This window comes from Campylobacter concisus (genome assembly GCF_002913225.1).
Lineage (GTDB): Bacteria > Campylobacterota > Campylobacteria > Campylobacterales > Campylobacteraceae > Campylobacter_A > Campylobacter_A concisus_J.
Map to the genome: position 1 here is coordinate 22215 of NZ_PPAW01000013.1, position 14256 is coordinate 36470.

Annotated in this window: 12 protein-coding genes; 5 read left to right on the forward strand and 7 right to left on the reverse strand. The window is 38.8% G+C overall.

Features of this window, described 5'->3' with window-relative positions; all coding sequences use genetic code 11:
* Positions 1 to 9 precede the first annotated feature (9 nt).
* Complete coding sequence (gene fldA / locus CYP26_RS01975) at positions 10 to 501, forward strand: flavodoxin FldA (RefSeq protein WP_103573842.1); 492 nt, start codon at positions 10 to 12, stop codon at positions 499 to 501.
* A 28-nt stretch (positions 502 to 529) separates the two neighbouring features.
* On the opposite strand, the gene CYP26_RS01980 is transcribed toward fldA, so the two are convergent.
* The 7 genes from CYP26_RS01980 to CYP26_RS02010 all read right to left on the reverse strand — a co-directional run bounded on the left by CYP26_RS01980 (position 530) and on the right by CYP26_RS02010 (position 8965).
* Positions 530 to 1267, reverse strand: coding sequence for an amino acid ABC transporter ATP-binding protein (locus CYP26_RS01980; protein WP_103630176.1), 738 nt, complete (start codon positions 1265 to 1267; stop codon positions 530 to 532).
* Positions 1267 to 1935 carry an amino acid ABC transporter permease gene (locus CYP26_RS01985; RefSeq protein WP_103566155.1) on the reverse strand — a complete coding sequence of 223 codons (669 nt, stop codon included), beginning with the start codon at positions 1933 to 1935 and terminating at the stop codon, positions 1267 to 1269. Before CYP26_RS01985 ends, CYP26_RS01980 begins: the two co-directional genes overlap by 1 nt.
* Positions 1936 to 1946: 11 nt before the next feature.
* Positions 1947 to 3314: a hypothetical protein gene (locus CYP26_RS01990; RefSeq protein ID WP_103630177.1), complete on the reverse strand. Its 1368-nt coding sequence runs from the start codon at positions 3312 to 3314 to the stop codon at positions 1947 to 1949.
* Positions 3311 to 3775, reverse strand: coding sequence for an SET domain-containing protein-lysine N-methyltransferase (locus tag CYP26_RS01995; RefSeq protein ID WP_181000843.1), 465 nt, complete (start codon positions 3773 to 3775; stop codon positions 3311 to 3313). Before CYP26_RS01995 ends, CYP26_RS01990 begins: the two co-directional genes overlap by 4 nt.
* Before the next feature lie 54 nt (positions 3776 to 3829).
* Positions 3830 to 4582, reverse strand: a complete 753-nt coding sequence (locus tag CYP26_RS02000; protein WP_021093337.1) for an amino acid ABC transporter substrate-binding protein — start codon at positions 4580 to 4582, stop codon at positions 3830 to 3832.
* 9 nt (positions 4583 to 4591) lie between these two features.
* Positions 4592 to 5371 carry an amino acid ABC transporter substrate-binding protein gene (locus CYP26_RS02005; protein ID WP_103630179.1) on the reverse strand — a complete coding sequence of 260 codons (780 nt, stop codon included), beginning with the start codon at positions 5369 to 5371 and terminating at the stop codon, positions 4592 to 4594.
* A 141-nt stretch (positions 5372 to 5512) separates the two neighbouring features.
* Positions 5513 to 8965 (reverse strand): acyl-[ACP]--phospholipid O-acyltransferase, encoded by a 3453-nt coding sequence (locus CYP26_RS02010; protein ID WP_103630180.1) that lies wholly within the window; start codon positions 8963 to 8965, stop codon positions 5513 to 5515.
* Between the two features lie 171 nt (positions 8966 to 9136).
* On the opposite strand from CYP26_RS02010, the gene mnmG reads away from it, so the two are divergent.
* The 4 genes from mnmG (at position 9137) to CYP26_RS02030 (ending at position 14164) form a co-directional block, all read left to right on the forward strand.
* Positions 9137 to 10999 carry a tRNA uridine-5-carboxymethylaminomethyl(34) synthesis enzyme MnmG gene (gene mnmG / locus CYP26_RS02015; RefSeq protein WP_103630181.1) on the forward strand — a complete coding sequence of 621 codons (1863 nt, stop codon included), beginning with the start codon at positions 9137 to 9139 and terminating at the stop codon, positions 10997 to 10999.
* Between the two features lie 363 nt (positions 11000 to 11362).
* Entirely contained in the window at positions 11363 to 11866 is a 504-nt protein-coding gene (gene petA / locus CYP26_RS02020; RefSeq protein WP_021084991.1) for a ubiquinol-cytochrome c reductase iron-sulfur subunit, read from the forward strand.
* A gap of 10 nt (positions 11867 to 11876) precedes the next feature.
* Positions 11877 to 13121: a cytochrome b gene (locus CYP26_RS02025; RefSeq protein ID WP_103630182.1), complete on the forward strand. Its 1245-nt coding sequence runs from the start codon at positions 11877 to 11879 to the stop codon at positions 13119 to 13121.
* Between the two features lie 2 nt (positions 13122 to 13123).
* Positions 13124 to 14164: a c-type cytochrome gene (locus tag CYP26_RS02030; protein ID WP_103630183.1), complete on the forward strand. Its 1041-nt coding sequence runs from the start codon at positions 13124 to 13126 to the stop codon at positions 14162 to 14164.
* Positions 14165 to 14256: the final 92 nt, after the last annotated feature.

Below are 14256 nucleotides of genomic sequence, written 5' to 3' on the forward strand. Positions count from 1 at the left end.
AGGATAAAAATGATAGGTATAGTTTATGGAAGCAGCATGGGAAATACCGAAGATGCAGCAAAACTTATAAGCGAGGGCTTGGGGCTTGAAAATGAGCTTTTAAACGTCTCTGACGTGGACGCAGCAAAGATAAATAGCTTTGATAAGCTCATCCTTGGCACATCGACCTGGGGTAGCGGCGATCTTCAAGATGACTGGGACGCATTTGACTTTAAAGCGTTAAATTTAAGTGGCAAAACGGTTGCTGTTTTTGGCATGGGCGATAGCGAGAGCTACTCAGATGAGTACTGTAACGGCATGGCAAAGCTTTACGATGAGGTCGTAAAAGCTGGCGCAAAGGTAGTGGGCGAGGTTAGCACTGATGGATATACATTTGATGGCTCTGATGCCGTAAGAAATGGTAAATTTGTGGGTCTAGCGCTTGATGCTGATAACCAAAGTGACAAGACTGAGGGTAGAATTTCAGCTTGGATAGAGCAGATAAAACCATACTTTGCGTAACAAATTTAGCTAGATCTTCTAGCTAAATTTATATATCCATAGCCGAGATAAAGCTTTTTATCCTCTCATTTTGGCTGTTAAAAAACTCATCTACCAAGCCATCAAACGCGATCACACCTTTATCTAAAAATAAAATTCTATCAGCTATCTTTCTAGCAAAATTCATATTGTGAGTGACGATGATCATGGACTTTTTCTCTTTTGCGAGAGATAAGATGACCTTTAAAACTTCAGCCTCTAGCTCTGGATCTAGCGCACTTGTAGGCTCGTCAAGTAGTAAAAAGTACGGATTTACAGCTAGTGCTCTAGCGATGGCTACACGTTGTGCTTGTCCGCCTGAGAGCCTGTTTGGAAAGGTGTCTTCTTTGTGGCTAAGACCCACTTTAGCTAAAAGCTCTTTTGCCTCTTTTATCGCCTCGTTTTTGTCTTTCTTTTGAACGTAGATCGGAGCTTCGGTGACATTTTGAAGCGCTGTTAGGTGCGGGAAGAGGTTGAAGCTTTGAAAGACCATGCCTGTTTTTTTGCGAATTTCTAAAAGCTCTTTTGAGTTAAGCTTATCTTTAAAATTTACACTCCTATCATCTACCTCTAAAGTACCACTTTCTGGGATCTCAAGTAAATTTATACATCTAAGAAGCGTTGATTTGCCACAACCAGATGAGCCAACTATCACGGTCGTTTGCCCCTCTTTAAAGCTTGTATTTATGTTATCTAGCACCAAATGATCGCCGTAAGATTTGCTTATATTTTTAAAATTTATAGCCATTAGACATACCTTGAGACAGCTTTTTCAAGCCTTGATTGAAGATAGGTTAAAAGTGTGCAAACCACTAGATAGATGAGTGCTGCTAGGATGTAGAGGATGAGTGGCTCAAAGGTCCTTGCTGCGATCCTTTGAGCGACCATAAACATATCTACCATCGTTATAGAAGCTGCTAGTGAAGTGTCTTTAACAAGGCCTATAAATGTATTTGAAAGCGGAGGGAGTGAGATCCTCACTGCTTGAGGCGCGATGATACGCTTTAAAATTTGATAGTGCGTCATGCCAAGCGATGTGGCCGCCTCCCACTGACCTTTTGGCACAGAAAGTATGGCAGCCCTTACAGATTCAGACGCATAAGCGCCCACGTTTAGACTAAATGCGATAGTGGCCGCACTCCAAGTATCAAGCGTGACGCCGAGGCTAGGAAGTCCGTAAAATACGATGAAAAGCTGCACAAGAAGCGGCGTGCCACGAAATATCCAAACATAGGTGGCAAATATAAATTTTAAAATTTTTATATTTGAAAGCCTTGCTACTGCTGTGATAATGGCGATGACAAGCCCTAGCGAAAACGAGAGCAAAGTAAGTGGGATCGTCACTTTTAAAAGTGCGATGATCATCGGTAGCGTCGAGCTTGAAACAAGCTCGATCACTCTATCTAAATTTTCCATTTTTGCCTTAACTATTCCTTATTTTTGAAGATATAAAAAAACATACATAAAATTATTATGAAAAATATAATTGGTAGATATATGTTGAAAGCTTCTAAATTACTCTCTGAACCAAATAGTGGCAATATGCCTTTTGCTTTTTCTAAAAATTCAACACTTAATAAATTTAGATAATCATTCCAAACACTTAGAAGTGCGATGAATTGAAATAAAGTTATAAATAAGAGTATTTTATTTTGTCTTTGCTCCATTTTGGAGCTTTTCTTGGTATAAATTCTTGCTAAATAATCTTTAAAATAGACAACATATTCGTTTGAAGTTTTGATCATATTTTCTATATTCCATTTTTCTTCTATTGCGTGGTAAATTTTACTATCGGCTTCAATAGAAAGTTTAAATTTTTGATTAAAAATATTTAGATTTTCGATTTTATTTATTATTGCATCGATTTTATCGCTGTATTCTGATATTTTTGATATAGAGTTATCTTTTAAAATATTGTCATTGTAAAACTCGAGTATTAAATTTATCTGTTTAGATAAATAAAACCAAAGGTATTGCATTTGAAATTGTATTGGTATGTATCTGTATTTATCTTTTTGATTTTGTAATATTATCGTATGAAAGCGACCATTGAAAAAGTATAAATTATCGTGTTTTGAATTTACTGATTTTATTTTTATAGGAGAACTATAGTTTTGATTTCTTTCAGCTAATGAATTTAAATTTAATAAATAATTTGAGTATTTTTCGAACTCTTTATCATTTAGGTTTTCTAAGATAGCTACATTTGTTATATTTCCGCTATTATTTAGTATTTTAAGGCTATCTGCACTATCTTTTAAGTTAAAATTTACAGCTATAAATTTTTTTGCCTCTTTGATCAAGTTGTTTTGTAAATTTAAGATAATAGACGGCAGATATGAGCTATTGGTTTCTTTAACAAAGATATTGCGAATACAATTATAAAAATCTAATTTGTCTTGTTCGTGTCTAGCGACATTTTCTATATTATTTAGGGGCAAAACAAAGTCAAGCTCATACACTATACAAAATTGAAATAGCCTATAGTCAAACATTAAGTATGCTTGCAAGTCATTGTCATCTATAAAATCAGATATATTAAATTTGTCGTTGATATTAAAATGATCACTTTTCAGTTCTGCTTGTAAATCTTTAGAATTTATAAGTTGGTTATCTAAAATTATAAATGAACTATATAGATTAAAAAGTTCATCCATAGTTTGTTTCCAGCAAGGTGCTTTAATGTTTTCAAATTTTTTAAAATTTTCAATATTTATTTTTGTATCAAAAAGCTTTATTAATGTTTGTGTGCTGATTTCTATTGGTTGAATAATTGTGGTTTTAGTATGTATCACAAAAACCCTTTTTCTTTATCGTCAAGGTACTCTTTTTTTAATGGTTCTTTGTTGTAGTCTATAACTATTTCATCATTTTTATTTATTTGTTTTATTGTTTCTATGCGAATTGGATTGTATTTTATCTCTACATTTGGCACACTTGAGTGATTTATATAGCTGTATTTTGTTCTAAATGCTCGTACAAGTAATGTTTTATTGCTAAGTGCGTTCCACTCCATAAAAATATAGTTTTGATATTTCCCTAAATTTATACTCTTTGCTATTTCATCATAGTGATCCCAGCTCATTACTTGTCCATCTAAAAAGCAAAGTATTGTGCCACTATCTAAATTTTTATTAGCAAAAAGTCCAAATCCGTGAATTTTACTTTCAGAAATATACGTAAAATTTATATTATCTATTACGGTTTCATCTATAAAGCCTATGTTTTTTGTTACATCTGTATCTTTTTCGCTCAAAATTTCTCCTAGTTATACAAATAGTAAAGCCAATAAAATTATTGGCTTTAAAAATTATTTTGAAATATCTTTTCCAAAATATTTCATTGAAATTTCACTTATCTTGCCCTCGGCTTTTAGCTCATCAAGCGCTTTGTTTATCGCTTCTAGTAGCTCGGTGTTGCCTTTTTTAAGAAGTGCAGCTGTTGGCATCGGCTCGTTGCTGGTGTATGCGATCTTGAGCGGTGCATTTGGGCGTTGTTTGATGTAGTCAAAAAATGTGACATTGTCATTTATCGTATCATCGGCTCTTTTTGAGATGATAAGCTCCACGCCTTTGCTAAAGCCATCAGCCACAACCACTGTTGCGCCGTTTTTCTCAGCTATCGCTGCCCAGTTGCTAGTTGCAGAGTGCACGCTTTTTTTGCCCTTTAGATCAGCAAAACTTTTGATGTCGTTATTATCTTTATGCACGACTATTACAGGATATGGCATGGTGTAAGGCACGCTCATGTCATACTTTTTCTTTCTATCTTCGTTTATGCTAACTTGATTAAACACCACATCCGCTTTGCCAGCGTCAAATGCTGCAAGCATCGCATCCCATGGAGCTGTTAGAAACTCTATCTTTAAATTTAGCTTCTTTGCTACAGCTTTTGCGATATCTACGTCATATCCTACTAGCTCGCCCTTTTCGTCATAAAATGAGTAAGGTGAGTAAGTGCCTTCAGTTGCAACTATAAGCTCGCCTTTTTTGATAGTTGAAGCATTTAAATTTAAAGCTAAAAAAGCACCTGCGATAAAGCCAAAAATGGGCTTAAAATTCATTGATTCTCCTTATTTAGAAATGTCTTTGCCGAAGTATTTAAGCGAAATTTCGCTTAAAACTCCTTCTTTGCTAAGCTCATTTAGGGCATTATTTATCTTATTTAGTAGCTCTTTGTTACCTTTTTTAACAATCGCAGCCGTATACATAGGCTCATCACCAGCTTCGATGATCTTTATAGGGGCATTTGGATGTTGTTTGATGTAGTCATAAAACATCACCGCATCATCTATCGTATCATCTGCTCTTTTTGTGATGATCAAATTTATCTGATCGCTCAAACTATCGGCCACAACTAGCTTGGCGCCATACTTTTCAACGGTTGGTATCCACATGCTATTTACTGAATGCACGCTTCTTTTACCTTTTAGATCAGCAAAGCTTTTGATGTCGCTATTGTCTTTATGCACGACGATGGCTGAATAAGAGAGCATATATGGCACGCTGTAGTCATACTTTTTCTTTCGCTCATCGGTTATGCTAACTTGGTTAAATACCACGTCAGCCTTGCCAGCATCAAATGCCGCAAGCATCGCATCCCATGAAGCTTCGATAAATTTTGGCTTTACGCCTAGTTTTTTAGCCACAGCTCTTGCTATCTCTACGTCATAGCCCATTAACTCATCTTTTTCATTGTGAAATGAAAATGGCGAATAAACACCCTCGGTCGCTATCCTTATGACACCATCTTTTTTGATCTGCTCGTAAGAATTTGCTAAGGCAGAATTTAAAGAGAACAAGCAGGCAACTACGAAGGTTACACCAAATTTAAAAGCACTAGAAAATTTCATACAAAACTCCTTATAAAAAATAAAATCAATAACGGAATTTGCAAAAAAAGATAAATTTAAGATTTATGCAAATGTCAGTCGCAACTGCGACCTAGGTAATATTTTGGCGCTATTTTATCACAAAAATAAAAGGGCGGCGCCTCACTCCGCTAAAAGTGAGACCGCTAGAGCTTTAACGCCCTTAAAATCAACCTTGCCACTTGCAAGCGTTGGGATATCATCAACGATAAATATATAGCTTGGCATCATTATCGGAGCTAGGCTACTCTCTTTTAAAATTTGCTCGATATTCTCAGGCTCTGTGCCACTTTTTACTAAAAGTGCGATCGCTTCGCCTTTTTTGCTATCTGGCACGTTTGCGCTACTAAAGACAACGTCGCCCCCAAGCACCTTTGCAAGCTCTTCTTCGACGCTTCCAAGGCTTATCATCTCGCCGCCTATCTTGGCAAATCTTGAGTATCTATCGACGATAAACACAAAGCCGTTTTCATCGATGTGGCCTTTATCACCAGTTTTATAGTATCTTACGCCATCAATATGCGTGATGACCTCGCTTGTTTTAGCTTCGTCGTTTAGATAGCCCTTCATCACCTGCGAGCCGCCGATGACGATGAGTCCGTCTGTGCCAGTTTCTAGCTCTTCAAGCGTCTCTGGGTCGATTATTTTTATGATAGTGCCAGGCAGAGGCATGCCAACGCTGCCAGGTCTATTAAATGTAAGCTCTTTTAGGCTCTCTTTTTCTAGGATATTTGGCATATTTACTGCAGCTACTGGCGCCGTTTCGGTCGCGCCATAGCCTTCATAAATTTCTATGCCAAATTTGAGCCTAAACTCGTCTTTTATCTCAGGTTTTAGCTTTTCAGCCCCAGCTACGACCATTCTGGCACTTTGAAACATCAGCGGATGAAGCTTTTTGTTTCTAGTGTAGAGCCTAAAGAACGTTGAGGTGCCAAAGATGATGCTAGCGCTGTGTCTTGCAGCCATTTTGCCGATAGTCGCTCCGTCTGTTGGGTCAGGCACGCTTACCATTTTTATGCCCTCGCAAAGTGGCATGAGCGTGGTGACTGTTAGGCCAAATGAGTGAAAAACAGGGAGTGAATTTAAGATCACGTCATCTTTTTTGAAATTTAGAAGTTCGCTTATTTGCTTAATGTTTGCAAGTAAATTTTTATGGCTTAGCTCGATGCCTTTTGGCTCGCCCTCGCTGCCGCTACTAAATAAAATGGTGGCTGTATCTTCTAAGCTTACACGCTTAAAATAGCAAAGTTTGATGAGCCAAGTTGGAGCAAAAAAGGCAGTTAAAAGCGCTAAAAATTTCTCTTTTTTTGAGACGCTAGCTGAGAGATCTTCTGCAAATTTAGCCTTGCCGCTCATCGCATCTTTTAGATCAAAGCCCTTAAGTGCGAGTTTTTCAAGAAATTTGCTAGATGTGATCACCGTGTTTATATTTGCCTTTCTTAGGGCGTGATTTAGCGAGGTCTCATTTAGCGTGTAGTTTAAATTTACGCTCACTTTGCCCATGGCAAGAAGCGCCATATTGACGATAGCTGCGATGCTTGAGCTAGGCAGTAAGATGCCTATATTTTTCTCATCTTTTAGCTCGCGCTTGAAAATTTTGATAAAGACTAAAACGGCGGTTATAAATTTCAAGTTGCTTAAATTTAGCCCAGTGCTGTCGCTCACGCACTCTTTAAATTTACTCTCTTTTGCGTTATTTAGCCACTCGCTTGTTAGCGGTTTTTGCCTTGAGATAAAGCTCTCCCACGATGAAAAGCTAAGCTCAAGCACCTTTTGCTTCATCTTTGCAGCGTTTATAAATGTGGTTATTGGCTTACCAAAGGCGACGATGATGTCGCGTCTGCCGTTTTTAGAAGTGAGGTCTTTGTAAAATTTACTAGCTCTTGAAAAGCTAGATCCCCAAAGGCCACGAAGATAAAATGGCACGATACAAATTTCTTCTAGATCTCTGATGATAAGCTCAAAGCCTTTTTGAAACTCATTTATCTGGCCGTTATAGCTGATGTGGCCCTCTGGGAAAAGTGCAACCACTTCGCCATTTTTTAGGCACTCTCTAACTAGCTCTATGGACTCTTTACTAGCGCCTGCGCCTATTGGGATCACCTTAAAAAATTTAAAAATTTGCTTTAGATACCATTTGTTATAGATAGTTCTATACATGACAAATCTTATGCCCCTTGGGCTTGCAGCTTGAAGCACGAGCCAGTCGATCCAGCTGATGTGATTGCCAAGAAGTAGTGCACCGCCACTTTGTGGTAAATTTTGAAGTCCTTCAACGAAAAAGCGGTACTTTGTCTTTAAAAATGGCAGTAAAAGTAGCCTTGTAAAAAGGTGCGGAAGCTGTAAAATGGCGTAAAAACTGCCTATTAAGCAAACAAGCGCTGTAAAGACAAAGAGTCCAGTGGTTGAAATTTCAAAATATACTAAGCCTATGCCAATGGCTAGAAATAGCAGCATTGAGACGTTTTGCAAGAAGTTGTTTGCCGCCATTATCTTGCCGGTGCTCTTTTGTGGGGCAAAGTACTGGATCATCGCATTTAGCGGCACTATAAAAATTCCACCAAAAAAACCAAATGCAAATGAGCTAAGGCTTACTACGCCGATGCTTGAGCCAAATGCGAAAAATAAAAGCGAGAAAAATATACCAATAGCACCCATCGGCACGATGCCAAGCTCTATGTGTAGCTTTGACATAGATCCAGCCACGTATGAGCCAAATGCGATACCTATGGCACTTACTGCAAGGATGGCTTGCACCGCTAGTGAGCTGTCGTCATTAAAAACTGCCTTGTAGTGAGCTGGGAAGGCTGCAATGATGATCTGAGAAATTCCCCAAAATATGCTAAGACCAGCGATGCTTAACCAGATATTTTTATCTAATCTTACCTCTTTTAAATTTTCTCTTAAGTAGCTAAGGCTGATGTATCTTTTTAGCTCAAATTCTCCGCTTTGTTCGTTTGTTTCGCTGATATAAGGTAGCTTGTAGGCAAAAAATGCTTCAAGTGCGCTAAATACGACCAAAAAGATGCCGATAGGATAGACGCTTTTTAAAATTTCTTCTGAGTTTTCGCCTTGGATGTATAAATTTTCAAATATAAATGAAAACAAAAATGAGCTAATAAGTATCGCAATGATGGTGAGTGCTTGGATGACGCCGTTTGCTGTGCCAAGTCGCTCAGTGCCGACGAGGGCTTTGATGATGCCATATTTTGCAGGCGAGTAGATCGCACTTTGAGCAGCTAGTATGAGAGTGAGTGCAAATGCCACGCCAAAAGCGCCCAAAAGGTAGCTAATAAGCACCGCAACGCTGATAACAACGCCAAAGACGGCGCAAATTCTAATAACCTTTGTCTTTGCAAATTTGTCATTTATAAAGCTTGAGGGCGAAAATAAAAATATAAATGGAAGCAAGATCATCGCGTTTATAACGGCTGTTAGGATGAAAAGCGTATCGCCTGAGTAGGTCTTTAAAAGGACGTTTTGAATTGTTATTTTGTGCGCTAGATCGACACTTGCGTTTAAAAATGCGATCGCAAGGTAGGGCAAAAAGCCAGTGACTTTTAATAAATTCCTCATGAATAAAGCCTTTTTGGATTTAAAATTTTATAAATCTAACAGCAAAATATTTAAAATATCATTAATAAAAAACTCTAGCCATAAATTTTGTGGTGAAATTTCTTTGAAAAAATTTAAATTTTATATGCTTTTTGATAAAATCTGCCCATCAAAAATAAGGAAAAATTTATCATGGACTATGAAATCATCGTCGTTGGCGGCGGACATGCAGGCATTGAGGCAAGTCTTGCGGCTGCTAGAATGGGCAAAAAAACTCTACTGATCACGATCTTAGCCGAGCAAATAGGCGCTGCAAGCTGCAACCCAGCCATCGGCGGCCTTGCAAAGGGGCATCTTGTAAAAGAGATTGACGCGCTTGGCGGTCAAATGGGGCTTACAACGGACGCTGTTGGTATTCAGTTTCGCGTGCTAAATGAGAGCAAAGGCCCAGCAGTACGTGGTAGCCGCGCTCAAATCGATATGGATAGATACCGCGTTTATATGAGAAATTTACTTTTAAACACTCCAAATTTAGAAATTTCTCAAGAGATCGCCACTGAAATTTTAAGCGAAAATGGCGAAGTAACCGGCGTTAAAACCCACCTAAATAACATCTATAACGCAAAAAAAGTGATAATTACAACTGGCACATTTTTAAACGGGCTAATCCACGTTGGATTTAATAAACTTGAAGCTGGTCGAGTGGGCGAGCTAAGCGCAAAAGATCTAAGCTCTAGCCTAAGAGAGCTTGGGCTAAATTTAGGCAGGCTAAAGACTGGAACATGCCCAAGGATCGACGCAAAAACTATAAATTTTGAAATTTTAGAAAAGCAAGATGGCGATCAAGACCCAACGCCTTTTAGCTTTAGAACTAAAAATTTCTCCCCAACGCAGCTACCATGCTACATCGCCTATACAAACGAAACCACCCATGAGATAATCCGCTCAAATTTTGACAAAGCGCCACTTTTTACAGGTCAGATCGAAGGAATCGGACCAAGATATTGTCCTAGTATCGAGGATAAGATAAACCGCTTTGGCGACCGCGACAGGCACCACCTTTTCATCGAGCCTCAGACCCTTGAAGCGACAGAGTACTACATAAATGGCTTTTCAACTAGCTTGCCTTATGAGGTGCAAGTGCAGATGCTCCGCTCAGTAAAAGGCTTTGAAAATGCTAAAATCGTAAGGCACGGATATGCTATCGAGTACGATTATGTCGAGCCAACACAGCTAAAACATAGCTTAGAAACCAAAAAAGTAAAAGGGCTATACTTGGCTGGGCAGATAAACGGCACGACAGGATACGAGGAGGCCGGGGCTCAGGGGCTAATGGCTGGTATAAATGCAGCGCTTTCGCTTGATAACAAAGAGCCGCTTATCTTGCGCCGTGATGAGGCGTATATCGGCGTTTTGATAGACGACCTTGTGACAAAAGGGACAAAAGAGCCATATAGGATGTTTACGAGCAGGGCGGAGTATCGCTTGCTTTTGCGTGAGGAAAATGCCATTTTGAGGCTTGGCGGATATGGGCATGAGCTTGGGCTGCTTGATGATGAAACTTTTGAAAAGATCAAAAATATAAGAAGAAATTTAAAAGAGGGGCTGGAGTTTTTAAACAACACTCAGATCACACCAAATAAGGCAAATTTAGAGCTTTTAGCAAGTCTTGATGAAGAGCCGATCAGTCAAAATGTGAGCCTTCAAAAGATAGTCGCCAGAAAGAGCTTTACGGCTGAAAAACTAAGAAAGCTTGATGAGAGATTTGCCACACTTGATGATGCGAGCATGGATCAAATTTTAACCGAGTGTAAGTATCAGCACTACATCGGCGAGCAAAAAAATCAGATCGAGAAGATGAAAGATATGATGGATGTGAAAATCCCTGAAAATTTCGACTTTAGAAGCATAAGCGGTCTTAGCAACGAGGTGGTCGAAAAGCTTGAGAAATTTGCCCCGCCAACGCTCTTTGCGGCGAGTGAAATTTCAGGTATCACGCCAGCAGCTATTGATATCTTGCATATCTACATAAAGATGAGCGAGAAAAAGGCTTAAATTTAAGCCTTTTATGGTTTTAAAGTTTAACTAGTGTTTAAAATTTAAAACAAAGTCACTCGTTTTTAGTAGTTGCTATTTATAATTTTTTAAGTTTAATAAATTTTATTATTAAAATTTTCTATTTTACAAATGTTAAAATAGAAAAATTTTTTATCTTAATGTTTAGACATTAGATCAAATTTCTCTTTTATAAAAAGCTTAAAATCACGATATATAGGCATTTCTAGATAAATTTGCCTCAAATTTTGGTGTAAAAAAAGCTTAAATTCACTTTATTTTTACAAACTATATTGTGAGATTATAGTTTTTTAATTTTTTGAGAGTATAATCGTTTAAATTTTATTTATAGAAAGGAAATTAATGTCAGTAAAGCAAGAAAGACGAAGCTTTATCGGCCTTGCGTTTGGTGCCGTGGCAGCTGTTGGTGGCGCGATGTCACTAGTTGCCATGAAAAAGACCTGGGATCCGCTCCCTAGCGTAAAAGCTGCTGGTTTTACAACTGTCGATCTAAGCCCGATCAAAGATGGCGAGATGAGACAGGTTGAGTGGCGTAAAAAGCCTATTTTCATTCTCAAAAAAAGCCCAGATATGGCTAAAAACGACAAGAGAGATGTTGTTGTTGGAGATGCGAGATATGTCGTAGTTATCGGACTTTGCACGCACCTAGGATGTATCCCTGAGTATAAAGCGAGCAAGCAAATGTTTGTCTGTGCCTGTCATGGCGGCGAATTTAACGCTGATGGCGTGCAGACATACGGACCTCCACCAAGACCGCTTGATATCCCACCATTTAAGATCGATGGAACCAAGCTAGTTCTAGGCGAAACAAGCCCAGAATATGAAAAATTAGTAGCTAAAGCTTAGGAGGTTAGTGATGTCTTTATCTCATAAATCAACTGGCGTTATTGACTGGCTTGACCAGCGCCTAGCTTTTACAAAACTGATGAAGGTTCTAGTTAGTGAATACTGGATCCCAAAAAATATAAATTTCCTTTGGGCGATGGGCGTTATCCTAACGACACTTTTCTTACTTTTGATCATCACTGGCTTTTTGCTTATGATGTATTATAAACCAGACATACATTTGGCCTTTGATAGCGTAAATTATACTATCATGCAAGAGGTTGAATACGGCTGGCTGTGGCGTCATATTCACGCGATTTCAGCATCGACTATCTTTCTTATCATGTATATCCACTTGCTTACTGGACTTTACTATGGCTCATACAAAAGAGGCAGAGAGGTCATTTGGGTAAGCGGCATGGTGCTATTTATCTGCTTTTCAGCAGAGGCATTTAGCGGCTATATGCTCCCATGGGGTCAGATGAGCTACTGGGCGGCTACCGTTATCACTCAGCTCTTTGGTGGCGTGCCAGTTATTGGCGATGCTTTGGTTGAGTGGATTAGGGGCGATTATGCAGTTGGCGACTCAACGCTTACAAGATTTTTCATGCTTCACGTATGCTTGCTACCACTTGTAACTATCGTTGTTTTGGTTATCCACTTCTACTCACTAAGAGTTCCACACGTAAATAACCTAACAAGCGAAGATATCGACTTTGATGTAGAGGCTGAGGTCTATCTACACGGTGACAGAGCAAAAGCTAAAGTTATACCATTTTGGCCAGGATTTTTGGCAAAGGACTTCATGTATGTATCATTTTTTATGATATTTGTTATGTATCTTGTTTGCTATCACTTTGGCTTTGCGATGGATCCTATCAACTTTGAGCCAGCAAATCCACTAAAAACTCCACCACACATCTATCCAGAGTGGTATTTCTTGTGGCAATATGAAATTTTACGTGGCTTCTTCTTTGATATAGCAGGAATTTCAGCTTATAACATCGGTCTTATCGCATTTGCATTTGCGGGCGTGGCATTTATGCTTATACCACTCTTTGATAGAAGCGACCTTGTAGCACCAGCTCACAAAAGACCACTATTTTTCGTATGGTTTTGGGTTCTAGTTGCAGATCTTATCGTATTATCTATATATGGCAAGCTTCCAACAGGCGGTATCAACGACTGGATAGGATTTTATGCGTCACTACTATTTTTGGTGCTATTTATAATCGCACTTCCAGTTATCACAATACTTGAAAGAAAAAGGGGCTAATCATGAAAGAGCTTAAAATTTTTGCCATCGTTGTTATCCTTTCAGGTATTTTATACTGGGGTATCGAGCCTTACGCTCACACAAAGCTTCATCCGCACACTGCAAATGCCGAGTATAACTTCTCAAAAGAGGATACTGACTACGCAAAGCACTTTTTAGAGCAGAAAAAAGAGGCGCTTGAGGCTGCAAAAGCTAGCGGCAACAAAGCTAGCATAGAAGCAGCTACAAAAGATGTTGAGACAGCACAAAAAATTCTTGATGACTACACAGCTTTTTGGGCTGATATAAATTCGATCGACCTTGCAAAAGGTGACGCTGCAAAAGGCGCTGAGACATTTGGCGCAGCTGGATGTACAGGATGTCACGGCATCGAAGCAGCTGGCATGCCAGCTAGTATGGACGCTGAGACAGCTAGCCAAAGCTTTGGCGTAGTGCCACCAGATCTTAGCACAGCTGGTAAAATTTATGACGAGAGATTTTTGGCTGCACTCATCAAAAATCCAACTATGGCTGTAAAACTATCTCATAAATTTAACGACGAGCATCCTTATCCGATGACAGCATTTATGGGTGCTGGCGGCGATATAAACGCTGAGATCGCTGACATAGTTGCTTACCTTAAAAAGGTATCAGCTGATGCGGATGCAAAGAGCAAGATCACTGACGAGAAAGTCTTTGCTGATGCATGCCAAAGATGCCACGATATGAAGTATGACAAAAAATATACTCTTAGCAACAAAGCAAGCCTTGCAGCATATATGGGCTCAAACCCACCTGATCTATCTATGATGATCCGCTCAAAAGGTGCAGACTACTTGCATAAATTTATAAACGATACTCAAAAGATGCTTCCAGGCACTGCGATGCCTAGAGTTGGCTTAAACAAAGCCGCTGAAGACGACATAGTATCTTACATAGAAAAAGTAGGCGACAGCAAAAAGGCTGAGCGCGAGAGCACAGGACTTTATGTCATGATCTACTTCTTCATCTTAGGAATTTTTGCTTGGCTTTGGAAACGCAAAGTCTGGAGCGAACTCCACTAAAATTTAAGAGCCTTTTTGGCTCTTAAATTCTTTCTAGTAAATTTACATATATAAATAGGTATGTGATTTTTTAAATTTATTCTTTTACAAAT